Below are 23,598 nucleotides of genomic sequence, written 5' to 3' on the forward strand. Positions count from 1 at the left end.
CTGGGTATAATAAAGACGACAGCAGATGGGAGACGGAAATTGGACACGCTTTATGTGTACGAGCATTGCCCTTTCTGCATTAAAGCCAGAATGATTTTTGGCCTGAAAGGTAGCCCTGTTCAGCTTGTGGTGCTGATGAATGACGATGAGCAGGCTCCGGTTGACATGGTGGGGCGAAAGGTCGTCCCTATTTTGCAGACCGGTGGACAGTTTATGCCCGAAAGCCTTGATATTGTGGCGTTGATCGACGGACGCGGCGCACCGGTTCTGACTGGCGCACGCAATGCAGCCGTTGCAGCGTGGATGGATCGTGGGCGTGGCCTGCTTTATCGGGAGTTTCTGCCCCGTGCGGCTATGGCTCCCTTCCCTGAGTTTGCCACGACAGCAGCGCGCGCCTATTTCCTGACTCATAAGGAAAAGTCGTCCGCACCTTTTGTTACAGTGCTGGAAAACTCTGAGGAAGCGGTGGCGGCCCTTACAGCTTGGGTGCAGGAGCTTGCCCCTCTTGTGCAGAGCCCCAATGCGGTTAATGGCGTTCTGTCCTATGACGACATTGATCTTTTTGCTGCGCTGCACAGTCTGTCTCTTATTCGTGGGGTGCAGTATCCCGCTTCGGTTCAGACTTACCGTCAGACACTCTCCAAGCTTTGTGGTATCCCGTTGCTGGATCCGGTTGCCATCTAATGGCGCATTGTGGCCCCCTGCTGGATGTGCGTGAACTCAGCGTGGGCTTTCGTGCTGGTGGGCGGATTGTGCCGCTGGTGGAGCGTGTTTCCTTTGCGGTGCATGAGCGTGAGATCATGGGGCTGGTGGGTGAATCCGGCTGCGGTAAATCGGTTACCGCCATGGCGCTCATGGGGTTACTCGATAGCCCCGGTATGAGGGTGGAAGGCTCTATCCGTTTTCGGGGGCAGGAGCTGGTTGGCCTTGCCCCCCGACATTTCAGGAAATTGAGGGGGCGTTCCATCGCCATGGTGTTTCAGGACCCCATGACGGCTTTTACCCCGGTCTATACCGTAGGCTGGCAGATTGATGAGCAGATCATGGTACATGAGGCGCTCCCGCGCAGGCAGGCGCGGCAACGGACGCTTGGGCTGCTGGCTGATATGGGCGTGCCTGATCCGCAAAGAACGGCGGATAGCTATCCTCATCAGCTTTCGGGGGGGCTACGCCAGCGGGCCATGATTGCCATGGCCTTGTCCTGCAAACCGCAGCTTCTGATTGCTGATGAACCGACAACCGCGCTGGATGTAACCGTGCAGGCCCAGATACTGGACCTGCTTCGTGGCCTGCGTGAAGAGCATGGTTCTTCAGTGCTGATGATTACCCATGACATGGGCGTTGTAGCCGAAACCTGTGATTCGGTTGCAGTTTTTTACGCGGGGCGGGTTGCTGAAACTGGTCGGGCGCGGGATGTGTTTGTCAGTCCTGCACATCCTTATACAGCCGCCCTGCTGGCCTCTATTCCACCGTTGAGCGGGGAGCGGCCTTGTCGCTTGCCTGCTATTGCTGGCGCGCCGCCCGTTCCGGCACAACGGCCCGCAGGGTGCGCTTTCCTGCCTCGATGCTCTTTTGCGCAGGCAATCTGCGCTCAGCCACAGGCATTGCGTGATGTGGGGGCTGAGCATCTGGCGGCTTGTATTTTGTCCGGTGGCGGGTTGGCCTCCCCTGTTACCTGTGCGCGTTGATATGGCACCTTCTGCCATAGTGCTGTCAGCACATAATCTGGTCAAAACCTATGGGCTGGCGGATGGGCGCAAGGTTCATGCGGTGGATGGTGTTTCCCTGACAGTGCATGCTGGCGAAGTGCTGGGGTTGGTAGGGGAATCAGGATGCGGAAAGTCCACGCTTGGGCGGTGCCTGCTTCGGTTGATGGATGTCTCTGACGGACAGATTGTTTTTGAAGGTCAGGATATTACCCACGTTGGTGAGGCGGCGCTGCGTCCTGTAAGGCAGCGCATGCAAATGGTTTTTCAGGACTCTCATGCCTCTCTCAATCCGAGGCGGCGGGTAGGAGACCTTCTGGCGGAGCCGTTAAAAGTGCATCGCCGACCGGACGGGAAGCGGCGTTCCGCAACGGAGATTGCGGAGCGCCTGTCCGAGCTGATGGATCTGGTGGCGCTCCCTCTCGTAGCCCTTAATCGTTATCCGCATGAATTCTCTGGGGGGCAGCGCCAGCGCATCAATATCGCAAGGGCGCTGGCGCTCTCTCCCCGGCTGCTTGTCGCGGATGAGCCGGTCTCGGCGCTGGATGTATCGGTGCAGGCTCAGGTTGTGAATTTGTTTGCAGACCTGCGTGAGCAACTGGGACTGACCTATCTTTTTATTGCGCATGATCTGGCTGTGGTGCGCCAGCTTTCAACGCATGTGGCTGTCATGTATCTGGGAGCTATTGTGGAAACCGGGGTGACTGATGTTGTCTTGCATCGACCTGCGCATCCTTATACGCGCGCCTTGATGCAGGCTGTGCCGCGCCCGGTCGTTGGGGCGCCGCGTCCACTTTTGTTGGGGGGAGATGTTCCTAGCCCTACCGTAAGGCAGGCAGGTTGCCGTTTTCATAAGCGTTGCCCTGTTGCGCAACTCTCGTGCGGCACAAACGTTCCAGTTTTGCGCAAGCTGGATGATGGGCGCACAGTCGCCTGTCACTTTCCATTGTCATGATAGAAACCCGTTTTTACGGATGTGATCCTGCGGGTATGCTTTTTTATAAAGTGCTGATTTACAAGCGCTCTATTTTCCTTAAAATTGCCGAAAATTTTCATAAACTGTTAAAGTTTTTTTCCGAGAGCGTTTGGCGGCATATGATTTAAGACTGTTGTCAGAGTGTATGAGGCATATCTGTAAAATGGTGGCGTGGCTTGGAAGATAGATTTGTTGACTGTGTGATAATTATTTCTAAACAAAATTGAAAAAGCGTAAAAACCAAATAAATATTTTGATGCAATGAGTTTAAAGCTCATAATGCAAAGTAAATAACTTATAAGTATTTTATTAAAAAAGTTCACTGCATTGATAATATTTTTATTTAAAATGGAAATACCATTTTAATATTTTGCGTATTATGTATAGTCACATCCTGTGTGTAATCGGGTCGTAATGCAGCGATACGACCCCGACTGAAAGTATGGCAAACATGGTGTACCCAGTTGAGGCGCTGTCGATCGCAGGGCTGGTGCTTTCGCCCTGCGTATCCGGGGCAGCCTATTTTGGTTTGCATCATCGTACCCGGCGCAGAGCTATGCTGCCGGTTTCCCCGCGCTGCCTGACAGATGCTCTGACAGGTCTGCCCAATCGGCAGGCTTTTTCGGAGTGGATGGAAAAAAATCTTTCTACCCGCCAGCAGCCTATCGGGCGCAAGGCGCTGCTCATGATCGACCTTGACCGGTTCAAGGAGATTAATGACGACAGAGGCCATTCAGTAGGCGACGAAATCCTGCGCGTGTTAGGGCGGCGGCTGCGGCACTGCATGGATGAAAAAAAGGGCGAATTTATAGCCCATGCCGGGGGCGACAAGTTTTTTGCCTGCTGTTCGTTTTCCAGTCAGCGCGGCGTTATGGATTTTCTGGCGCGTATGCGCCGAGTTCTGGCCCGCCCTGTGCGCTTGCAGGGTGGTAGTGTTGCGGTTGGTGCCAATTTTGGTGTCGCTTTTTGGGTTGATGGTGCGCCCGGCCGGGATGCGCTGCTGACCAGGGCCGAACTGGCCATGAACTGTGCCAGAAGTTCGGATCAGCAGGATGTCTGCTATTACGATCCCGCCATGGATCAGGCGCTCAGGCATAGGCTCAATATCGTTGATGAACTGCGCCACGCTATTGCGCGCAACCAGCTTAGCCTGTGCTATCAAGCACAAAAGCAGATTAGCGATAAAACCATTGTGGGGTTTGAAGCGCTCTTGCGCTGGGAGCACCCAATGTTGGGCGCAATTTCGCCTGTGGTGTTCATACCCGTCGCGGAAGAAACCGGACTGATACAGGAAATCGGCGAGTGGGTGCTGCGCACGGCCTGCCATGCTGCAAGCCAGTGGGAGCAGCCTTACCGTATCAGTGTCAATGTGTCCGCCGAGCAGTTTCATCATCATGATCTGCCGGGGCTGGTGCGCGAGGTGCTGGAAACAACCGGGCTTGCGGCATCAAGGCTGGAGCTTGAGCTGACAGAAACGGCTATTTTTACAGATATGGCACGTGCCAGGGCCATTTTGTACGAACTTAAGGATATGGGTGTTTCTATCGCCGTAGATGATTATGGCACCGGCCATTCATCCCTTGGGTTGATCCGCGATATTGTGTTCGACCGGATCAAGCTGGACAAGCTGTTTGTGCAGAATGCTCTTAGTAACGAAACGGACAGAGCTATTATCCGCGCTGTTATTTTCCTTGGCCATAGCTTGCAGGCTTCGGTGCTGGCCGAAGGCGTGGAAACGGAAGAGCAGTTTGCTTTTCTTGCAGCTGAAGGCTGTGATGAAATACAGGGCTTTTTGTTGAGCCGCCCTCTCCCGCTGGATCAGTTGGTGGCAACAGGCAAGGTGCGTCTGCTCGCTGCGTGAATAAGCCGGGCAGTGTCATATATAGCCATATAATTTACGTTTTTTATGAGCATTTAAAGTGCGACCCAATGTCGATTTTGGGTGTTTGCTCTGGTTTATGCGCATCCTACGGGATGCCCTCATCCAGAAAAGTGTGTCTTTTTATATACACCCAATAAACGCGTATTATTAATGACACATATTTCCATCGTAAATTATTGACTTGCACGGGCATGGGTGATTGAAATCGCTCAGGACGGCAGGCGAACACACTCTGTTTCGCGCCATAAAATTAAGGAAGTATTCAGGAGATGGATATTCTGTTCGCACAGATTATGCGCCACCAGCCTGCCCCGGCATTTGTTCAGGGCATGTGTTGCCGCTGAGCCCATATGCTGGGTGATTAACGCGGAGCTACAGTTTCCGCGAAAGATATTGTCAGACAATACGGTTCATGATGCCTGATGGATCAGGCGAAAGACCACTATTCATAAAGAACTCGCCATGCGTCTTTTTTCCCGCTCCAGTGTGCTTTTGGGTAGCGCCGCATCCGCTCTTTTTTTCTCTCCTGTTTCCGCACAGGCTTCGAGCGACCCTGAAATGGTTGCTTTGCGGCGTGAAATGCAAAGCATGAGAAGCGAAATCCATCGCCTGCAGTCCCGGGTGGCCAAATACGAACAGACCAGTCCGGTGAGTGAAACCCCGCACAAGCATGTGCCGCGGCATTTGCGTGTGGCGGGGGCTGATGAACCTCAGCCGGTTTTCAATGAACCAGCGCCTGTACATACGGGGCCACGCACCCTTGCGGAAAGCCGTGTTGCTGTACCCGAAGGCCCGGCCATGTCATGGAAAGACTTCAAGGCTGCGTCCTCCAAGGAAGAAAGCGTGCATGTTGGCGGGATCCAGATCGGTTTCCCGAACGGACGCCCGACCATTGCCTCTGATGACAAAGCCTATGCGTTTTCCATCGGCTTGTTGGCTCAGGAAGATTTTGGTGGCTTCATGGGTGTGAGCCCCTCGCGCGCTGGTGGTAATTTCAATAATTTCACCCAGAATGCCCGCCGACTGCGCCTGTATTTCTCATGGCGTTATAAGGATTGGGTCGTCAACGTGACCCCGGATTTCGGTTCAAGCACGTTTGATGGTTCAGCCAGCTTGTTTGAAGCCAACGTCAATTACACAGGCCTGCGGCATACCACGCTGACAATCGGTTATTTCCAGCCCAGAATGGAAGAAGAAAGTGCCGAGCGTTCAGGGGCGTTTGAGTTTCTGGAGCGCCCGGCCATTGTTGACCTCGTGCGTAATATTGCTGGTGGTGTAGGCCGATTCAGTGTTGGTGGCGAACATTACGAAAAACGCTGGCTGGTTGCAGGTTATTTCACCGGCCAGAAATATGGTGATCGTAGCAAGGATAACACCATAACCGACAGCCAGACCGGTGCGGTCGTGCGTGCTGTCGGCCGTCCTTATGTCACCAAGGATATTGATGTGTTTGCCGGGGTCGGCGCCACGGCGGCCTTTAAGGTGAATAACGGCAGCAAGGGACGTCGTTATACCGCTTCGGACAACACGAATATTCCTTTGGGTGAAACCAGTCTGCTGACATCGGGCGTCCTGTCCAATGTTTCGCAGATATGGGCTGCCGGGCCGCAGCTTGCGCTACGTTGGAAGCGTTTCCTGCTTAAAAGTGAATACTACCATATTGGTGTGCAGCAGGGCGCATCTGTCGAGGCGCCATCGGTGCTGCGCTCTTTCGGGTTTGACGGGTGGTATGTTGCCGCAAACTATACGCTGCTTGGCAACCCGCGTGCCTATAACGAAAAAATCGGCGCGTTTACGACGCCGGGTGTGGTGTACGACTTTGATCCTGCCCACAATCACTGGGGTGCGCTTGAGCTTTCCGGTCGCTGGAGCGTAACCAACCTGCGTGATGGAGAGACAGGTAACCAGCAGACAACATGGGAAGGCGGGCTGAACTGGTACCCCAACCGTCATTTCCGTTTCATGCTGGATTATCAGCGTTTCATTATCTCTCGTGACCCCAATACAAAGGCTACCGTCAACCTGTTCGGCACGACAGGCAATGCCGTGGTCGGGCGTGTGCAGGCCGCCTTCTGAGTTCCTGCTTTCCAAAATATTTTTTGTAAACGCATTCTCGTGGAGCATACTCCCATGACACAGTTTTCTGGTATTACACGTCGTTCCGTTTTCCGTGGTGGTTTTGCGCTTGGCGCGGGGTTGGTCGCTGGCAGTCTGGTCGGGCGTCAGGCTCAGGCAGCGTCCTATTCCTTGCTGAATGTTTCCTATGATCCCACCCGTGAACTCTATGCTGATGTTGGCAAGGCATTCAGCACGCATTGGACGCAGGAGCACCCGGGCGATGTGGTGCGCGTACGCTCCTCTCATGGTGGTTCGGGTGCGCAGGCCCGTTCCGTTCTGGATGGTGCCCCGGCTGATGTCGTAACATTGGGCCTTGCCTATGATATCGACATTCTGGCGCAAAAAGGCCTGCTGGCGGCAGACTGGCAGAAGCGCCTGCCACATAACTCAACGCCCTATACCAGCACCATCGTTTTTCTGGTGCGCAAAGGTAATCCCAAAAACATTCACGACTGGCCCGATCTGATCCGTGGCGATGTGCAGGTTATTACCCCCAACCCCAAGACTTCAGGCGGGGCGCGGTGGAATTATCTGGCGGCATGGGGCTGGGCGTTGCAGCAGCCCGGTGGCTCGGAAGCAACGGCGCGTGAATATCTGAAGTCGCTCTATGCTCATGTGCCTGTGCTCGATACCGGTGCACGTGGGGCGACCAACAGCTTCGTTCAGCGTGGATTGGGTGATGTTCTGCTGGCATGGGAAAACGAAGCCCTGCTGGCAACGCGCGAACTGGGGCCGGACAAGTTCGATATTGTCGTTCCCCCCAAAACCATTCTGACTGAACCCCCTGTGGCCGTTGTGGACAAAAATGCTCAGGCGCATGGGACAACAGATGTGGCGCGCGCGTATCTGGACTTCCTGTTCTCTCCTGAGGGGCAGCATATCGGGGCTCGCCATTACTTCCGGCCTGTGGATCCGGCGGTTAAGGCAGAAACGGCTGCGTCTTTCCCGCATACGGACACGTTCGATATTGCCAGCCTTGGTGGATGGCAGAGTGTCCAGAAAAAACATTTTGCCGATGGCGGTATCTTCGATCAGATTTACGCCAAATAATCGCCCCTGATGGCGTGCAGGCCGGGTAGCCCATGAGGCTCCCGGCCTTTTTTTTATGTTACGCGTTCAGGTGGCTCAGGCACTGATCGAGTGCGCCTACCAGCCAGTCTATGTCATGATTTTGGAAAGCCAGCGGCGGGCGTAGTTTGAGAATATTGCCGTATGGCCCGGCCACGGATGTCAGCACGTGCGCATTGCGCAGGGCTTCGATCAGATCTAAAGCCAGCGCGCGGGCAGGTTCTTTTGTCTGGCGGTTGGTTACCAGTTCCAGCCCGATAAACAGACCGGCCCCGCGTACATCTCCAATACAAGAGTGTCTGCTCTGCAGGGCGCGGAGTTCAGATAGGAGCCTTTGACCGACATTTCGGCTATGTTCGAGAAGGTTTTCATCATGGATCACATTCAGCACGGCCTGTGCAGCAGCAATGGAAACCGGATTGCCGCCGAATGTATTGAAATATGGTGTGCTTGCGCTAAAGGAGGCCAGCACTGAGGCTTTGGCCATCAGGCCGGAAACCGGCATGCCATTGCCCATGGGTTTTCCGGTTGTGACAATATCGGGCACAAGACCGTGTCGGCCAAAGCCCCAGAAGGATTCACCTGTTCTGGCAAAACCCGGTTGCACTTCATCAGCGATAAAAACGCCGCCATTGCTGTGGACTGTCTGTAGCGCGGCCTGCAAAAAACCGGGCTTTCCCGGCAGAACCCCATCAGATGAAAAAATACTATCCGCAAGAAACCCGGCAAATTTCACGCCTTTAGAGGCCATATCGTCAATACAGGCCTGAATGCGTGCGGCAAACCATGCGCCTGTATCGGGTTCATCAACCCGATAAGCATCCGGCGCAGGCACCAGCCATGTTGTGGCATCTACAGGCTGCGCTCCCCCCAATGCAGGTGAGGCGCCCGATGTCAGGGCGCTGGTGCCATGATAGGCTTCCCGTGTGACGATAAGGCCGGTTCCCCCCGTATGGGCGCGGGCGATCCGAATGGCCAGATCATTGGCTTCGGAGCCAGTGCACATATACATGACGCGGTCTATCTGCTCTGGCATGGTGGCCAGAATAGCATCGGAATAATCCAGAATACGCTCATGCAGATAGCGGGTATGGGTGTTGAGCGCCTGCATCTGGTCGTGCACGGCTGCGACTACCGCAGGGTGGCAATGCCCGAGACTGGCAACGTTATTGTAAACATCGAGATATTGTGTGCCATCGGCATCCCACAGATATTGCCCCTGCCCCCGCACCAGATGAACCGGGGTGCGGTAGAACAGTCGGTAAGCATCCCCCAGAACTGAACGCCGGTTGATCAGGCCTCGTGTTTTGTCATCCAGTGAGGCCGCATTATCCGGCTGAAAACTGTTGGTATCCATGATGGTGGAACGCGGAATCATGGGAAGTTTTTCCTTTTGTGCCAGAGAGAGGCAGCAGGAGTATCTAGGCAGGTTACCGATTTTTGTTTTTTAACCGGAATAACTTTCCTTGTCACGGGCGTATACCCTAGCCTACTGTGCTGAAAAGACCGGCAAGAGCAAATGATTTTGTTCGTGCTTCAAATCATGAGACAGGGAGCCCGTGGGGCATCATGGCCTCTTTGCATGCAGACCCGTTGGATGATAGCAGCCTGACGCATATGGCCCATCAGGCTATGGCGCGTTACCCGTTGTGTTTCGGGGCGCAGATTACCTTGGTGACACGTTCTGAAAACGCTACATTTCGTGTAGAAACCGCGACACAGCGTTATGCGCTGCGTATTCATCGTCCCGGTTATCATGCGCTTGTGGATATTGAAAGTGAACTGGCCTGGCTGGAAGCCTTGCAGCGCGATACCGATATTCCTGTGCCTCAGCCCGTGATGGATTGCGAGGGGCATCGGGTGCTGACGCTGCCTGCCCCTGATGGTAGCCAGAGACACGCTGTGCTTTTCCATTGGCTTGAAGGGGAAACCCCGACCGCCTGCGTTGATCCGCTTTCGTTTCGGCAGTTGGGGGCGCTCACGGCCCGGTTGCATCAGCATAGTCGTGACTGGTCTCGGCCAGAGCCGTTCAGGCGGCTCGTATGGGATCATGAAACCATGGTGGGGCCGGCAGGGCATTGGGGGAACTGGCAGGAGACCCCCGGCCTGTCGGCTGCTGACAGGCATATTATTGCTCAGGCCATGCAGCAGGCTGGGCAGGAGCTGGCAGCTTACGGCATGGCGGGGGAACGATATGGCCTGATCCATTCAGACCTGCGTCTGACAAACCTGATCCTGCACCCATCCGGCACGCGGATCATTGATTTTGATGATTGTGGCTTAGGTTGGTACATGCACGATCTGGCAGCGGCTATCAGTTTTGAAGAACATCATCCCGCTGCTTCGGCATGGGTGGAACACTGGCTTGATGGTTATGAACGGATTGCCCCGCTGTCGGAAGAGGATCGCGGCATCCTCCCCGCCCTTTTCGTGCAGCGGCGCACGCAGCTGACAGCTTGGGTAGGCTCTCATGCGCAAACGGATATGGTGCGCAGTCTGGGGAGCGGTTGGCTGGCGCATACAGTACGCCTGTGCCGTTGTTATCTGGATGGAAAAAGCTGGCCCATAGGCGTGAGTTAACGCCCTGCGCTATGGGGCCTGTCAACACGGATTCAGTTATGTTGGAGAGGCATTATTGCTTGTTACGGTAATAAATGCCTGTGTTATCGCATCTGTAAATGGTCTGGGCGGAAGAAAAGAAACCTTCTTTGGGTTTTTCACCGATTACCCGGCAATGGGCCTGCTCTATGAATTGATCCCATTGCTGGTTCTTATAATTATCCAGCAGAATTTCAGCGCCCCACATTCCCAACCCGACCACAATCAGGGCAGCCAGGATAATGCACACAGTCTTTATGTGCCTGAACATGGTTTATTCCTTAAAGAACGGTTTTTTTAGCGGCAGCGTTTTTCTTGGGATTCTTTGTAGTCTACAGCTTTGTATGACTCTGGCACTGTCCCGTAGGCCACGCAAGGGCGATGAGGCAGGTTCTGCATAACGTCATGTCACAATATTGAGCGGTGGGGCCTGCCATAAAACTGTAACCCCTTACGTGTGATAATGACCCTTGGGTTTGTAGCAGAGCAACCGGCTGCAACCGTATTCGTTGATTTATATCAAGGTCGGCCTGCCGATATTTTGCCAGTGTCTGGCAGCGCCCGGGCGACAGGGTGATCAGTAAAGTGTGGCCTGCAATAAAAGAAAAAAACCTGTCGTATGGCATGGCCCACTGCGTCTTGATGTATTTGCTACAGGAAAACCGTCATGGGTATAAAAGTCGCCGTTATCAAGGAAAGCGGAGCGCAGGAACGTCGTGTTGCCCTTGTGCCCTCTGTTGTCCCGCGCATTGCCAAGCTGGGATGCGACCTGCTGCTTGAGGCTGGCGCGGGAGAGGCTTCTTCCTACCCTGATGCCAGTTATCAGAATGTGACGATCCAGCCCGATCGGGCGGCTATGCTGAATGCCGCGGATATCGTTCTGGCGGTTGAACCGCCAGCGCTTGATGTCGTGCGCGCCATGAAGCCCGGCGCTATTCTGGTATCGTTCCTGTACGGTCGGAATAATGTCGAACTGACCAAGACGCTGCGTGACGGAAAAATTACGACCTTTGCCATGGAGCAGGTGCCCCGTATCAGCCGCGCACAGGCTATGGATGCGCTCTCCAGTCAGGCGACGCTTGCCGGATATTACGCCGTGCTTCTTGGTTCGGTCAGTATGCCCAAGATCCTGCCCATGATGACAACGGCCGTGGGCTCCCTGCGTGCTGCACAGGTTCTGGTTATGGGGCTGGGTGTGGCCGGGTTGCAGGCCTTGGCAACCGCCCGCCGGTTGGGGGCCATAACCGAAGGGTATGATGTACGCCCCGAAACGCGTGATGAGGCCCGCTCCCTCGGTGCGAAATTTGTCGATACCGGCGTGGATGCCACCGGTCAGGGAGGCTATGCCCGTGAACTGACGGCGGAAGAAAAAGCCAAGGTGCGTGCAGTACTGACCGAGCACATCGCCAAGGCGGACCTGATTGTGACCACTGCGGCGGTTCCCGGTCGCAAGGCGCCCCGTCTGATTGATGCCGAGCAGATTGCAGGCATGAAACCCGGCGCCGTTATTGTTGATATGGGTGCCGAAGGCGGCGGTAACTGCGAAGGCACAAAACCGGGAGAAACAGTCAGGGTTGGCCCGACGACACTGATCGGCCCACTTAACCTGCCCTCTCGGCTGGCGGAGCAGGCCAGCGAGCTTTACTCCAAAAACATTCTCAACCTGCTCGAACAGATCATAAAAGACGGCAAGGTTACGCTGGACATGACGGATGAGGTCATTGCCAAGACACTGGCCACCCATGATGGCGCGATTACGGCCGATGCCGTGCGCGAGGCTGTTGAAGGTGTGCCTGCGGGTCAGGCGTCCACACCCACTGCCCCACCATCCGCCAGCCCGACCGCGAAAGGATAACCCGCCATGATTACGTCCATGACGTTCATCATCGCTCTCTATATCTTTGTACTGGCCGGTTTTACCGGTTATATCGTGATCAGCCGGGTGCCTTCCATCCTGCATACACCGTTGATGTCAGGCTCCAACTTTATCCATGGTATTGTTGTGGTTGGTGCGCTGAGCGTGCTGTTTTCCGCGACAAACATTGCCGAGCAGGTCATCGGTTTTTTCGGCGTGCTGCTCGGCGCAGGCAATGTCATGGGGGGGTATGTCGTAACCGATCGCATGCTGGCCATGTTCCGCCCAAGCGCCAAACCCGCCGCCACTTCGGATGAAAAGAAGGCCCAGTCATGAGTGCGATCGAGTATATCGTTGGCCTGAGCGGCCTTGTTGCCTCTGCGCTGTTTATTTACGGCCTTAAGGATATGTCATCTCCCACTACGGCGGTGCGCGGCATCGTGGCGGCGGGCTGGGGTATGGTGTGTGTGGTTGCGGTCTGTTTCCTTGAGATTTTCAACGTATCCGAGGAGGCTCGTCCCCATTTGCCCGTTAATATCGGGCTGGCGGTTCTGGCATTGCTGCTGGGCGGATGGTGGGCCGGACGTAAAGGCCGCACGGTGGCCATGACCGCCATGCCGCAGATGGTGGCGCTGTTCAACGCCATGGGCGGGGGCGCGGCGGCGGCAGTGGCGGCGGTTGCCTTCCTCAAGCATGAAAGCAGCGTTCCTCTGCCCCTGGGTGTTACGGCGCTGGGCGGATTGATTGGTTGTATGTCCTTTAGCGGTTCCATCATTGCATGGGCCAAGCTGGATGGGCGTATGAACAAGCCTTTGCGGTTTAGTGGCCAGCAGGCGTTCAACGCCCTTGTTTTCGCGGCAACATTGCTGCTTGCCGGGCTGACCGTATGCTCACAACTGGAGCCCGCCCCGGTTGATGGGCCGTTTGCGGTTCTGTTTTTCATTGGTGCGCTGGCATTTGGTATCTGCATGACCGTGCCGATTGGTGGCGCGGATATGCCGGTGGTTATTTCGCTTTATAATGCCTTTACCGGGCTTGCTGTCGGGCTGGACGGCTATGTGATGTCAAACCCTGCCCTGATGGTGGCGGGTATGATTGTCGGCTCGGCCGGGACATTGCTGACCGTGCTGATGGCCAAGGCCATGAACCGTTCGCTTTCTAATGTGCTGTTTAGCAACTTCGGTGCGACTTCAACACAGGCCAAGGGGCCGGAAGGCGAAATGAAATCGGTTGGGCCGGATGATGCCGCAACCAGCATGCGTTATGCCTCATCGGTTATCATTATTCCCGGCTATGGTCTGGCGGTGGCACAGGCGCAGCAGAAACTGTACGAGTTCGTCAAGCAGCTTCAGGCGGCTGGTGTGGATGTCAAATTTGCTATTCATCCCGTAGCAGGGCGTATGCCGGGTCATATGAATGTGCTGCTGGCCGAAGCCGGTGTGCCGTATGACATGATTTACGATATGGAAGATATTAATGACAGTTTCGCCTCTACGGATGTGGCGCTGATCATTGGGGCCAATGACGTGGTAAACCCGTCGGCCCGCACGGATAAAACCTCCCCTATTTATGGCATGCCTATCCTGAATGCGGATCAGGCGCGGCAGGTTTACGTGATCAAGCGTGGGCAGGGAACCGGGTATTCCGGTGTGGAAAACCCGCTTTTCTTCCTCAAAAATACCGCCATGGTTTATGGCGATGCTCAGGCTGTCCTGAGCAAGATGGTCGAAACCCTTAAAGGGCTGGGCAGTAACTGAACCCTTACTGCTCCAGAACCCAGTCGAGGAGATGAAAATGGCCGGAAAAATGAAAGCCGCGGTCTGTCACGAGTTTGGAAAGCCGCTGACGATCGAGGAACTCGACATTCCAACGATCAACCAGAACCAGATTCTCGTTAAGGTTGATACCTGCGGCGTCTGCCATACCGACCTGCACGCCGTGCGGGGCGATTGGCCTGCCAAGCCTACCCCGCCCTTTATCCCCGGACACGAAGGGATTGGGCATGTGGTTGAGGTCGGCAGCAATGTGGACTGGATAGCCAAAGGCGATATCGTGGGTGTGCCTTGGCTGTATTCCGCCTGTGGTCATTGCGAACACTGCTACGGTGGCTGGGAAACCCTGTGCGAAAAGCAGGAGGATACCGGCTATACCGTCAATGGCTGTTTTGCCGAATATGTGGTGGCAGACCCGAATTACGTTGCACGTATTCCCGCCGGTGTAGACCCTTTGCATGTGGCGCCGGTTCTGTGCGCGGGGCTGACAGTCTATAAGGGGTTGAAAATGACCGACACCAAAGCCGGGGACTGGGTTGCAGTCTCTGGTGTAGGTGGTCTTGGGCAGATGGCTATCCAGTATGGCGTGGCCATGGGCCTGAATATGATTGGCGTTGATATTGACGATGCCAAACTCGCTCAGGCCACGGAACTTGGTGCGGCACTGACCGTTAACGCCCGGGATACTGACCCGGCGGCGTTTATACAAAAACAGGTTGGCGGTGCGCATGGGGCTCTGGTCACGGCTGTGTCCCGCACGGCGTTTTCACAGGCGATGGGCTATGCCCGGCGGGGTGGCACCATCGTGCTGAACGGTTTGCCGCCGGGCGAGTTTCCTATTTCGATCTTCGATATGGTCATGGCAGGCACAACTGTACGGGGTTCTATCGTTGGCACCCGTCTTGATATGATCGAAGCATTGTCTTTCTATGCGCAAGGAAAGATTCGTTCTGTCGTCAAGGCTGACAAGCTGGAAAACATCAATCAGATTTTTGATGATCTCCAGAATGGCCGCGTTGCGGGTCGCATTGTCATTGATTTTCGGAACTGATCTGCCAAACCAGTAAGGAGCCATCACATGGCCTACGCGACAACTAATCCGTTCACTGCTGAGCAGGTAAAAGTTTACCCTAACGCCACAGATGCGGAAATTGATGCCGCACTGGACAAGGCACAGGCGGCCTACCTGTCATGGCGGCAGACCTCCTTTGCTGAACGTGCGAAAATCCTGCAGAAAGCAGCCGATATTCTGCGCCGGGACAGCGACAGCTACTCCCGTCTGCTGACGCTTGAAATGGGCAAGCTGTTTTCAGAAGCCAAGGCGGAAACTGAGCTATCCGCCGCTATTTTTGAATATTATGCCAAAAATGCTCAAGCCCTGCTGGTGGCGGAAGATCTGCCGGTAGCCAGTAAGGATGAAGGCCGTGCAAAGGTCATTCATCAGCCTCTGGGTATTCTGCTGGCCGTTGAGCCATGGAATTTTCCGTTCTATCAGGTCGCGCGTATCATTGCGCCGCAGCTTTCTGCCGGGAATACGATTGTTCTCAAGCACGCGTCCAACGTGCCACAGTCAGCCGAGGCGATGGACAAGCTGATGATCGAAGCGGGCCTTCCGGCCGGGGCGTTCCAGAACCTGTTCCCCTCCCATGCTCAGGTTTCGCGTATTATTGCAGACCACCGTGTGCGGGGCGTGGCACTAACCGGTTCTGAAGGCGCTGGGGCTAAAGTGGCGGCTGAGGCTGGCACTGCGCTCAAAAAATGTACCATGGAACTGGGGGGAGCTGATTCCTTTATCGTGCTCGAAGATGCCGATCTGGAAAAAGCGATCAAATGGGCTGTGTTCGGCCGCCACTGGAATGCCGGGCAGGTTTGCGTATCCGCCAAGCGCATGATTGTTGTCGATGCCGTTTACGACCGTTTTCTGGCAGGATACCGCGAAGGTGTCAGCAAACTGAAAATGGGCGATCCGATGGATCCCACCACCACGCTGGCACCGCTGTCTTCACAGGGGGCCGTGGATAGCCTGAAAACTCAGGTGCAGGGTGCTGTAGCCGCCGGTGCCAAAATGGAAGAAATTCCGCTGGAAATGCCAAATGCGGGCTCGTTTTTCCGTCCCGTTATCCTGACGGATGTCGGTGCGGAGAACCCGGCGCGTCGTGAGGAGTTCTTTGGCCCGGTAACGTTACTGTTCCGCGCCAAGGACGAAGCCGACGCCATCGCGATTGCCAATGACAGCCCATACGGTCTGGGTGGCTCTGTCTTTACCAAAGACGAAGCGCGTGGTGTGCGGGTTGCCGAGCAGATCGAAACCGGCATGGTTTATATTAACCATCCCACCATGGTGAAGGCTGACCTGCCCTTCGGTGGTGTGTTGCGCTCCGGGTTCGGGCGTGAACTTATTGGCCTTGGTATCAAGGAATTCGTTAATCACAAGCTGATTGACGTGGTTGATATCGACGCCCCGTTCTGAAAACAATCAAGGCAGGGTGCTTTTATAAGCACCCTGCCTTGAAGAAGAACCGGATAATAGCATCCCGGCCGGGTTTTTCTCGGCCGGGATTGTTTTTGTCTGGCTCAGGCCAGAAGCATGTCGTGGTGCTGCTGCTCGATGGCGTAATCATCCAGCTCATACGTGTCCATGCTGTTGGGTAGTTGAAAGCGCTTGATCAGTTGATTGAGCTTTTGCCCTTCTTCAGCCAGAAGGTGCGAGGCTGCATTGAACTGCTGCGCTGCTGCCGCATTCTGTTGCGTGGTCTTATCCAGAGAACCGACAACGGTGTTGATCTCAAACAGTCTTGCGGACTGATCCTTGGATTCCTGAGCAATCACATCAAAATTAGTGCCCATGCTCTGGATGAAGTCTGCGGTCAGCCGCATGGTATCGCTGCCATCGCGCACTTTGCCGGAGCCTGTTTTGATGTCCGTGTTGCTCTTGGTAACCAGCGCCCGGATATCCTTTGCCGCTTCCGAGCTTTTCTGGGCCAGTGCGCGCACTTCGCTGGCAACGACGGCAAAGCCCCTGCCCACCTCCCCTGCTCTCGCGGCTTCTACACTGGCATTGAGCGCCAGAACATTTGTCTGAAATGCAATGGTGTCGATCACGTCGATCACGCTGACAATATGTTCCGCATTGTTTTCGATCCGCTGCATGGCATCTTCAATATCATGCGTAATATGGGCAGATGTGGTGACGGAACTGCGGGCATTATGGCTGACTTCTCGCGCTTCATTCGCGCTTTCTGCGGCTTGAAGGACTTTTTGCGAAATATCGGCGACAGCGGCAGCGGCTTCTTCCAGCGAGGCGGCCTGTCGTTCTGTACGGGTGGCGAGGTTTTCTGCCCCTGTAACCATTTCCTGCGTGCTGTGGTTCATGATGTCTACAGTTTCGGAAATGGCGGCAAACGTATTGGCTAATGCGATCAGTGAATGATTGAAATCATGCCGCAGGGGTTCAAATTCAGGCGAAAAAACCGTCTCAATCTGAAAAGAAAGGTCCCCCGTAGCCATACGACGCAGGGCAGTAGCCAGCCCGCTGGTTGCCTGTCGTAGCCTCTCCTGCGCCATGCGCTCCGCCCGTTCCTGTATGACAAGGCGTTCGGAATCAGCTTTTTGTCGCTGCCGTTCGGCATCCTGCTGTAGTTTTGTATTGTCGATTGCTGCCGCGCGGAAAACATCGAGGGAGCGGGCAATCTCGCCTATTTCATCCTTGCGCCTACCATACGGCACGCTGATATCCGTATTGCCTCCAGCTAGATCCTTGATCAGTGTGTTGATCGTTTTTAGCGGGCGCAGAATATTGTAATGCACGGTCAGGGCAGAGGCGATCAGGATTGCGAAAAGGAACGCATAGGCAATCTGTATTCGTGTACGGGTCTGATCGTAAATTTTCACCGCATCTTTTGCATAGGATACAGCATGGGCCGTATTGATTGTGCGCAACGATGCCAGAGTGCCGGACATGGCCTGTTGTTGTTGCAGCAACTGTGAATCTGCTTCGTTAATGGCGCTTCTATCGCCTGCGGAAAATGTGTTTTTGAAAGTGGTTTTGTGCGTGGTGCCATAGCGGTTCCATTCAGCCAGTAACTGGCGGAATAGCGCCTTTTCCTGCTTGGACGTTACCAGAGGCTCGTAAACCTTGATCGCGGCGGAAACGCTCTGCTCGATCGGTTCGATCATGGCTTCCAGAGAGGTCAGTGCCTCGGGTGATGTCGCACCAATTTCATCGCTTTCCGTAGAGCGGAAAGCGCGTAATTGCTCGTCAATCACACCGATGGCTTTGATACTCGCCAGAGATTTCTGGTTAATCTGGTCAATTTCCAGATTAACCCGCTGTAATCCACCAATGGAAGAAAATCCTGCAAAAATACAGGACAGCAGAATAAAGACCTGCACAAGCCCCATGGAGGCCCTGATACTGACAGTCGGCAAGGGTCACCCACTCTATTATTCGTACCTTTAACAAGGTGCGACAGGTTGAATACTTTTAGCACGACCGTGCCGTGATCCGACGCGCGTATTCTATGAGTGATGGTGACATGTTGCCAATATGTTAAATCATGACAGTTTTATTGAATAATCCCTGCCATGGCTTTTGCGGACTTTCGTGCGGCCTTCCGTTCTTTCATGGCCATGTGTTCATAGCGGATACGCTGGCGCAGCCAGTTTAGCATGCCTGAAAACGTCAGTACGGAAATGCCGATGAACATCCAGCGATCCAGCGGTTCATGGAAAACCAGATAGCTCAGGACAACAGCCCAGACCATCTGCGTATATTGCGGCAAGGCGACCCGGTTGGCCGGTGCGCGGGCGGTGGCCAACATCATGAGCAATTGCCCAAGCGCTGCCAGAAAACCGTAACCGAACAGAAAAATCCACGCTTTTACATCGGCGGGCCAACTGACATGCACCCCCATTAGCAAGCCGTTGCCGATCAGAGGGCCGATCAGACTGGAGCCGAATAGGGAAAGCCTTACGCTTTCCGTACTGGCTAGCCGATAGGCAATGACGCTGCCTGCATTGGCGAAGGCAGCCATCAGGGCGCATAAATGGCCGAGATTGAGCGGCCTTACGCCCGGCCGCAGGACGATCAGAACACCGACAAAACCCAGCACAACAGCCAGCCATGCCCACGCGCTGACCTTTTCTTTCAACAGCACGACAGAAAGAATGGTCACGAACAGGGGCATGAGAAACATGAGAGCAAGGGCTTCAGGCATGGAAAGAAGCATAAAGGCTTCAACACTGCATGCTGTCGCGGCAAAGACGCATACAGCCCGCAGAACCCACATGCCTTTTTGCTGAGGACGTATAATATCAAGATAGGATTCATGAGGCTGCCGGAGAAATGGCAGAATCAATAACCCAAAGACGCCGCCGGAAAATGCAACCTCAAACGGGTTCAGTTGTCCGGCCAGCAGCTTGGAGAAAGCATCGCTGATAGAGAATGCGGCGTAGCTGCCCAGAGCGAGCATCATACCAGAGAAAAGGGTTTTTGAATCCATGTCCCCCTTCTACCGCAATGAAAAAAGCAGGACAAACCCATTTATATTAATAAAGATTCTGAATTGATGATTTAACGTTGCAGATGCAAAGTAAAAAGAATGCGGTCGTGATGATTATTCATCTATGTTTTTAATGGGCGTGGATGCAAAAAAATTTCGAGACAGTGTCTGGTAGAAATTGCGATAAAAAATTCTTTTATTGCAAGATATTGTATCTGAAAACACAGGCCCCGCTGGGCAATACCTAGAGCATCCCCGCTGTGCGGATTGATACTGCCAAGCCTTCGATAATGCTCTGAACCAAAGGGCAGCCAGACCCTTTTTGTTCGAAGGCGTATATTGATTTTAAGGAAAAAATCTGGCTGGGGGACCTGGATTCGAACCAGGGCTGACCGGGTCAGAGCCGGTAGTTCTACCGCTAAACTATCCCCCAGCGGTAACAGTGTGGTGTGGGCTGTAAGGCCGTGTTCCGCTCTGTTGGCGCTCTAGTATCATTGGGGGGTGGGGTGTGCAACCCCCCTGACAAAAGAATTTTCAAAAAATCATACATTTGTCTTGTCCGAAGGGCGTTAGAGACCCAGAATACTAAGCAACATCCCTCCACTCCAAAACGGCAAGGACCGGACTATGGATCGCATCACGCCCTGGCCCGGCCCCATGGGCAGGCCTCCTCCCGATATCCCCGCTACGTCCCGTGGTGGAGATGATCGTCTTTTTGCCGCACTGGATCTTGGCACGAATAACTGCCGTCTGATGATTGCGGCGCAGACAGCAGGCGGTTTCCGCGTGGTGGATAGTTACAGCCGTATGGTGCGGCTGGGCGAAGGCCTGCAGCGGACTGGCCAGCTCAGCCCCGATGCCATGGCCCGTACTCTGGATGCTTTGCAGGCCTGCGCTGACAGGCTTGAGCGTAAGCCTGTTCATGCGCTGCGTGCGGTTGCGACCGAGGCTTGCCGTCGTGCGAGCAATGGCGAGACCTTTCTGCATCGGGTTCGTGAGCAGACCGGCGTTGAAATCGACATTATCTCAGGGCGGGAGGAAGCCAGCCTGGCGGTGGAAAGCTGCGCCAATCTGCTGCACGATCCGCGTTTCGGTCAGCCACGCAGCCGTGCGTTGCTTTTTGATATTGGCGGCGGTTCAACAGAGATCGCATGGGTGCGTACTGATTCTGGCAGAAAAACAGAATCTCTCATCGGTTATTTGAGTCTGCCAGTGGGGGTGATTACGCTCTCCGAGCAGTTCGGCCCCGTTCACGCGCTGGATGATCAGGTATACCGGCGTATGGTTGCGCATACGCGTGAACTGCTGCGTGATTTTGAAAGCGTGCACCGTATCGGCTCGGAAATCCGGCGCGAACAGGCACGTCTGATTGGCACCAGCGGTACAGTGACAACACTGGCCAGCCTTATTCTAAATCTGCCCCGCTATGCCCGTGCGGCAGTGGATGGATCACTGCTTCCTGCATCCAGCGCACGTCTGGCTGTGCGTACTTTGCAGAAAATGGGGTTTGCTGGCATAGAGCGTCACGGTTGTATCGGGCCGGATCGAGCGCCTTTTGTGTTGCCGGGATGCGCGATTTTTGAAGCCATCCATGATATGTGGCCTATAGAAGATATCATTGTCGCGGATCGTGGGCTGCGCGATGGCATGATCCTACGGATGATCCGTAAGGAAGGTATGCCCGCAGCACCGCGCCGTTCAGTCCGCCCCGCCCTGCTCAGGCGAGGCATTTCGTTTCAGCATTCCATGCAGGCTACAGGTTCATGAACGACAGGAAAAACCGTTCGTCCGGTTCTTCTTCAACACTCCGCGTCCCCGGACGTGCAAGAAAAAGCAAGGCAGCTCCGGGTGCGGAGCGTAGTCAGGATGACTCTCTGGCCGCGCAAAAAATCCGCACACAGGCAGTAACGCTGCGCACCAGTCGAGGCCGCACGACCGCCCAGCAACGCTGGCTGGCCCGGCAACTGAACGATCCTTATGTGCAGGCTGCCCAGAAACAGGGTTGGCGTTCACGGGCGGCCTTCAAGCTGATCGAACTGGATGAGCGCTTTCATCTGATCCACCCCGGCATGAAGGTGGTTGACCTCGGGGCAGCTCCTGGCGGGTGGAGCCAGGTTCTGGTCAAGCGTGGTGCGGCGCAGGTGGTCGGGGTTGATCTTCTGCCGGTCGAACCCGTGAGTGGTGCCGAAATCATTGAAGGTGACTTTACCGACCCGGACATGGCTGGGCGGTTGACTGCCATGCTGGGGGGGCGTGCGGATATGGTTGTATCCGACATGGCTCCCAATACGACAGGACATGCCCCGACAGACCATCTGCGGATCATCGGTCTGGCGGAAGAAGCGCTGCATTTTAGTTTCGAAATTCTGGCGGAAGGTGGCACTTTTGTCGCCAAGGTTTTTCAGGGGGGCGCTGAAAAAGCCATGCTGGATACGCTCAAGCAGGCTTTTGCGCTGGTGCGGCATGCCAAGCCACCGGCCAGCCGCAAGGATTCAGCTGAATTGTATGTGGTGGCAACGGGGTATCGCCCGCAACGGCTTGAAGCGGCAGCCGCCCGCAATCAGGCTTGAGACTGCGCGAGACAGATAAACATGACCGATACAACGCTGGATGCCCGGGGGCTGAACTGCCCCCTGCCCGTTCTCAAGGCCAATCGGGCTCTGCGGGGCATGCCGGAAGGCGCCAGGCTGCGCGTGCTTGCCACGGATAGGGCGTCCATTGCCGATTTTCAGGTATTCTGCCGTGAAACGGGGCATGCCCTCGTCGCCTTTACGGATCAGAATGGCATCTATGCTTTTACCATAAAGCGCCGTGCGGAAAGCCCAAATTCCTCCCCAGCCGAGCGTTCATGATTTCGTTTGGCCACCAAGGCTTGGCAGATGCCTGCATATCGGGGTATTGGCATCCCCTTCAAGATGGATAGGAACGCCAGCCCCATGTCGGATCATGTCGCATCGCTTTCATTCGAGGATGCTCTCTCCGAACTGGAGAAAATAGTAAGAGACCTCGAAGGAGGGCAGATGAAGCTGGAAGACGCCATAGCGGCGTATGAGCGTGGCGCTGCGTTACGCCATCATTGTGAAGCGAAACTGAGCGAGGCGGAAGCCCGCGTGCAGGCAATTGTGCAACGGTCCGACGGGGTGTTGGACATGAAACCTTTGGACTGAAGTCGAATGACCAACCCGACTCACACCCTCTCTTCCCGCGTGGCCGAAGGCGGCGCCTTGCTCAAGCAGGATATGGCCACCCGCGCTGCCGTCATGGAAAGCGCGATAGACCATCTGCTGCCGCCGACTACGGGGGGTGATGCCCGCCTGTGGGATGCCATGCGTTATGCAACGCTGGGCGGCGGCAAGCGTCTGCGTGGCTATCTGGCCATTACTACGGCAGCGCTGTTTGATGTGCCCGAGGCGCAGGCGGCCCGTGTGGCGGCCTCTGTTGAGATGCTGCATGCCTATTCTTTGGTGCATGACGACCTGCCGGCCATGGATGATGATGACATCCGCCGCGGGCAACCCTCCACACACCGCAAGTTTGATGAAGCAACCGCTATCCTCGCAGGTGATGCTCTTCAGACAAAGGCTTTCGATATTCTGGCATCAAGCAAGACCCATGAAAGTGCTGAAGTCAGAATCGACCTGATCTCAGCCTTTGCCGAAGCCTCCGGGGCTGCTGGCATGGTGGGTGGTCAGATGATTGACATGGAAGGTGAAGGCCGAGCCCTGCCGCTGGCAGAAGTCAGCCACCTCCATGCGCTCAAAACCGGTTGCCTGATCCGTTATTCTGCTGAAAGCGGCGCAATCCTTGGTCAAGCGACGCCCGATCTGCGGGCACGCCTGCGTTCCTATGGTACTGCCATTGGTGCTGCCTTCCAGATTGCGGATGATATTCTCGATACAACCGCCACGGCGGAAGAACTTGGCAAGACAGCCGGCAAGGACGAAGCCGCAGGGAAGTCCACTTTTGTGGCTCTGCTTGGCATCGATGGTGCTCGTAAGGAAGCCGCACGCTTGACCGAACAGGCGATTGCCGACCTTGCCCCCTTTGGCGCCCGTGCGGATCGACTGCGGGATCTGGCCTATTACGTGATCGAACGGAGAAACTAGAACCATGGCCGATCAA

Annotated in this window: 21 protein-coding genes and 1 tRNA gene; 17 read left to right on the top strand and 5 right to left on the bottom strand. The window is 55.1% G+C overall.

Translation table 11 applies throughout. From position 1 onward, the window contains the following. The first annotated feature begins 39 nt into the window (after nucleotides 1–39). From grxB to J2D75_RS03480, 6 genes are all read left to right on the top strand, one after another. Nucleotides 40–684, top strand: coding sequence for a glutaredoxin 2 (gene grxB, locus J2D75_RS03455; RefSeq protein WP_207852680.1), 645 nt, complete (start codon nucleotides 40–42; stop codon nucleotides 682–684). After that, nucleotides 684–1,688 carry an ABC transporter ATP-binding protein gene (locus J2D75_RS03460; RefSeq protein ID WP_207852682.1) on the top strand — a complete coding sequence of 335 codons (1,005 nt, stop codon included), beginning with the start codon at nucleotides 684–686 and terminating at the stop codon, nucleotides 1,686–1,688. The genes grxB and J2D75_RS03460 overlap by 1 nt, the downstream gene beginning before the upstream one ends. 1 nt (nucleotide 1,689) lies before the next feature. Then, nucleotides 1,690–2,661, top strand: coding sequence for an ABC transporter ATP-binding protein (locus tag J2D75_RS03465; protein ID WP_207852684.1), 972 nt, complete (start codon nucleotides 1,690–1,692; stop codon nucleotides 2,659–2,661). A 472-nt stretch (nucleotides 2,662–3,133) separates the two neighbouring features. Further along, a complete protein-coding gene (locus tag J2D75_RS03470; protein WP_207852686.1) occupies nucleotides 3,134–4,543 on the top strand; it encodes a putative bifunctional diguanylate cyclase/phosphodiesterase in 1,410 nt (469 codons plus the stop codon). Nucleotides 4,544–5,026: 483 nt separating this feature from the next. Next, the gene (locus J2D75_RS03475; protein ID WP_207852688.1) at nucleotides 5,027–6,640 is read left to right on the top strand and encodes an OprO/OprP family phosphate-selective porin; all 1,614 of its coding nucleotides are present in this window, start codon (nucleotides 5,027–5,029) and stop codon (nucleotides 6,638–6,640) included. Nucleotides 6,641–6,694: 54 nt separating this feature from the next. Next, nucleotides 6,695–7,732, top strand: coding sequence for a sulfate ABC transporter substrate-binding protein (locus J2D75_RS03480; RefSeq protein ID WP_207852690.1), 1,038 nt, complete (start codon nucleotides 6,695–6,697; stop codon nucleotides 7,730–7,732). A gap of 58 nt (nucleotides 7,733–7,790) precedes the next feature. Here J2D75_RS03480 and J2D75_RS03485 read toward each other — a convergent pair whose 3' ends face one another. After that, nucleotides 7,791–9,128, bottom strand: coding sequence for an aspartate aminotransferase family protein (locus J2D75_RS03485; protein WP_243428407.1), 1,338 nt, complete (start codon nucleotides 9,126–9,128; stop codon nucleotides 7,791–7,793). 191 nt (nucleotides 9,129–9,319) lie between these two features. On the opposite strand from J2D75_RS03485, the gene J2D75_RS03490 reads away from it, so the two are divergent. Beyond that, on the top strand, nucleotides 9,320–10,330 hold the full coding sequence (locus J2D75_RS03490) for a phosphotransferase enzyme family protein (protein ID WP_207852692.1): 1,011 nt from the start codon (nucleotides 9,320–9,322) through the stop codon (nucleotides 10,328–10,330). Between the two features lie 52 nt (nucleotides 10,331–10,382). Here J2D75_RS03490 and J2D75_RS03495 read toward each other — a convergent pair whose 3' ends face one another. Continuing rightward, a complete protein-coding gene (locus J2D75_RS03495) occupies nucleotides 10,383–10,619 on the bottom strand; it encodes a hypothetical protein (RefSeq protein WP_207852694.1) in 237 nt (78 codons plus the stop codon). Nucleotides 10,620–11,015: 396 nt separating this feature from the next. Between J2D75_RS03495 and J2D75_RS03500 the strand changes: the two genes are divergently transcribed. From J2D75_RS03500 to J2D75_RS03520, 5 genes are read left to right on the top strand one after another with little or no spacing between them, the layout of a single operon-like run. Then, nucleotides 11,016–12,203, top strand: coding sequence for an NAD(P) transhydrogenase subunit alpha (locus J2D75_RS03500; RefSeq protein ID WP_207852696.1), 1,188 nt, complete (start codon nucleotides 11,016–11,018; stop codon nucleotides 12,201–12,203). A gap of 6 nt (nucleotides 12,204–12,209) precedes the next feature. Further along, a complete protein-coding gene (locus J2D75_RS03505; RefSeq protein WP_207852698.1) occupies nucleotides 12,210–12,539 on the top strand; it encodes an NAD(P) transhydrogenase subunit alpha in 330 nt (109 codons plus the stop codon). After that, entirely contained in the window at nucleotides 12,536–13,960 is a 1,425-nt protein-coding gene (locus J2D75_RS03510) for an NAD(P)(+) transhydrogenase (Re/Si-specific) subunit beta (protein ID WP_207852700.1), read from the top strand. The genes J2D75_RS03505 and J2D75_RS03510 overlap by 4 nt, the downstream gene beginning before the upstream one ends. A gap of 37 nt (nucleotides 13,961–13,997) precedes the next feature. Beyond that, on the top strand, nucleotides 13,998–15,026 hold the full coding sequence (adhP, locus tag J2D75_RS03515; protein ID WP_207852702.1) for an alcohol dehydrogenase AdhP: 1,029 nt from the start codon (nucleotides 13,998–14,000) through the stop codon (nucleotides 15,024–15,026). Between the two features lie 27 nt (nucleotides 15,027–15,053). Next, the gene (locus J2D75_RS03520) at nucleotides 15,054–16,445 is read left to right on the top strand and encodes an NAD-dependent succinate-semialdehyde dehydrogenase (RefSeq protein WP_207852704.1); all 1,392 of its coding nucleotides are present in this window, start codon (nucleotides 15,054–15,056) and stop codon (nucleotides 16,443–16,445) included. A gap of 104 nt (nucleotides 16,446–16,549) precedes the next feature. Here the strand turns inward: J2D75_RS03520 and J2D75_RS03525 are convergent, their stop codons facing one another. The 3 genes from J2D75_RS03525 to J2D75_RS03535 all read right to left on the bottom strand — a co-directional run bounded on the left by J2D75_RS03525 (nucleotide 16,550) and on the right by J2D75_RS03535 (nucleotide 19,909). Then, nucleotides 16,550–18,403, bottom strand: coding sequence for a HAMP domain-containing methyl-accepting chemotaxis protein (locus J2D75_RS03525; protein WP_207852706.1), 1,854 nt, complete (start codon nucleotides 18,401–18,403; stop codon nucleotides 16,550–16,552). 137 nt (nucleotides 18,404–18,540) lie between these two features. Further along, complete coding sequence (locus J2D75_RS03530) at nucleotides 18,541–19,476, bottom strand: DMT family transporter (RefSeq protein ID WP_243428408.1); 936 nt, start codon at nucleotides 19,474–19,476, stop codon at nucleotides 18,541–18,543. A 359-nt stretch (nucleotides 19,477–19,835) separates the two neighbouring features. After that, nucleotides 19,836–19,909 (bottom strand) — tRNA-Gln (locus tag J2D75_RS03535). 194 nt (nucleotides 19,910–20,103) lie between these two features. Between J2D75_RS03535 and J2D75_RS03540 the strand changes: the two genes are divergently transcribed. The 5 genes from J2D75_RS03540 (at nucleotide 20,104) to J2D75_RS03560 (ending at nucleotide 23,582) form a co-directional block, all read left to right on the top strand. Continuing rightward, the gene (locus tag J2D75_RS03540; RefSeq protein WP_207852708.1) at nucleotides 20,104–21,243 is read left to right on the top strand and encodes a Ppx/GppA phosphatase family protein; all 1,140 of its coding nucleotides are present in this window, start codon (nucleotides 20,104–20,106) and stop codon (nucleotides 21,241–21,243) included. Then, nucleotides 21,240–22,046, top strand: a complete 807-nt coding sequence (locus J2D75_RS03545) for an RlmE family RNA methyltransferase (RefSeq protein WP_207852710.1) — start codon at nucleotides 21,240–21,242, stop codon at nucleotides 22,044–22,046. The genes J2D75_RS03540 and J2D75_RS03545 overlap by 4 nt, the downstream gene beginning before the upstream one ends. Nucleotides 22,047–22,067: 21 nt before the next feature. Further along, nucleotides 22,068–22,328 carry a sulfurtransferase TusA family protein gene (locus J2D75_RS03550; RefSeq protein WP_207852712.1) on the top strand — a complete coding sequence of 87 codons (261 nt, stop codon included), beginning with the start codon at nucleotides 22,068–22,070 and terminating at the stop codon, nucleotides 22,326–22,328. A gap of 84 nt (nucleotides 22,329–22,412) precedes the next feature. Next, nucleotides 22,413–22,643 carry an exodeoxyribonuclease VII small subunit gene (locus J2D75_RS03555; protein ID WP_141374587.1) on the top strand — a complete coding sequence of 77 codons (231 nt, stop codon included), beginning with the start codon at nucleotides 22,413–22,415 and terminating at the stop codon, nucleotides 22,641–22,643. A gap of 6 nt (nucleotides 22,644–22,649) precedes the next feature. Beyond that, nucleotides 22,650–23,582, top strand: coding sequence for a polyprenyl synthetase family protein (locus tag J2D75_RS03560; protein WP_207852714.1), 933 nt, complete (start codon nucleotides 22,650–22,652; stop codon nucleotides 23,580–23,582). Nucleotides 23,583–23,598 lie beyond the last annotated feature (16 nt).

This window comes from Acetobacter suratthaniensis (genome assembly GCF_017377745.1).
GTDB classification, from domain to species: Bacteria; Pseudomonadota; Alphaproteobacteria; order Acetobacterales; family Acetobacteraceae; genus Acetobacter; species Acetobacter suratthaniensis.

Bases quoted from the DNA above. Each gene is read 5' to 3' on its own strand.
- J2D75_RS03460 (WP_207852682.1), top strand. From the start codon at position 684: ATGGCGCATTGTGGCCCCCTGCTGGATGTGCGTGAACTCAGCGTGGGC.
- J2D75_RS03465 (WP_207852684.1), top strand. From the start codon at position 1,690: ATGGCACCTTCTGCCATAGTGCTGTCAGCACATAATCTGGTCAAAACC.
- J2D75_RS03470 (WP_207852686.1), top strand. From the start codon at position 3,134: ATGGTGTACCCAGTTGAGGCGCTGTCGATCGCAGGGCTGGTGCTTTCG.
- J2D75_RS03475 (WP_207852688.1), top strand. From the start codon at position 5,027: ATGCGTCTTTTTTCCCGCTCCAGTGTGCTTTTGGGTAGCGCCGCATCC.
- J2D75_RS03480 (WP_207852690.1), top strand. From the start codon at position 6,695: ATGACACAGTTTTCTGGTATTACACGTCGTTCCGTTTTCCGTGGTGGT.
- J2D75_RS03485 (WP_243428407.1), bottom strand. From the start codon at position 9,128: ATGATTCCGCGTTCCACCATCATGGATACCAACAGTTTTCAGCCGGAT.
- J2D75_RS03490 (WP_207852692.1), top strand. From the start codon at position 9,320: ATGGCCTCTTTGCATGCAGACCCGTTGGATGATAGCAGCCTGACGCAT.
- J2D75_RS03495 (WP_207852694.1), bottom strand. From the start codon at position 10,619: ATGTTCAGGCACATAAAGACTGTGTGCATTATCCTGGCTGCCCTGATT.
- J2D75_RS03500 (WP_207852696.1), top strand. From the start codon at position 11,016: ATGGGTATAAAAGTCGCCGTTATCAAGGAAAGCGGAGCGCAGGAACGT.
- J2D75_RS03505 (WP_207852698.1), top strand. From the start codon at position 12,210: ATGATTACGTCCATGACGTTCATCATCGCTCTCTATATCTTTGTACTG.
- J2D75_RS03510 (WP_207852700.1), top strand. From the start codon at position 12,536: ATGAGTGCGATCGAGTATATCGTTGGCCTGAGCGGCCTTGTTGCCTCT.
- adhP (WP_207852702.1), top strand. From the start codon at position 13,998: ATGGCCGGAAAAATGAAAGCCGCGGTCTGTCACGAGTTTGGAAAGCCG.
- J2D75_RS03520 (WP_207852704.1), top strand. From the start codon at position 15,054: ATGGCCTACGCGACAACTAATCCGTTCACTGCTGAGCAGGTAAAAGTT.
- J2D75_RS03530 (WP_243428408.1), bottom strand. From the start codon at position 19,476: ATGGATTCAAAAACCCTTTTCTCTGGTATGATGCTCGCTCTGGGCAGC.
- J2D75_RS03540 (WP_207852708.1), top strand. From the start codon at position 20,104: ATGGATCGCATCACGCCCTGGCCCGGCCCCATGGGCAGGCCTCCTCCC.
- J2D75_RS03545 (WP_207852710.1), top strand. From the start codon at position 21,240: ATGAACGACAGGAAAAACCGTTCGTCCGGTTCTTCTTCAACACTCCGC.
- J2D75_RS03550 (WP_207852712.1), top strand. From the start codon at position 22,068: ATGACCGATACAACGCTGGATGCCCGGGGGCTGAACTGCCCCCTGCCC.
- J2D75_RS03555 (WP_141374587.1), top strand. From the start codon at position 22,413: ATGTCGGATCATGTCGCATCGCTTTCATTCGAGGATGCTCTCTCCGAA.
- J2D75_RS03560 (WP_207852714.1), top strand. From the start codon at position 22,650: ATGACCAACCCGACTCACACCCTCTCTTCCCGCGTGGCCGAAGGCGGC.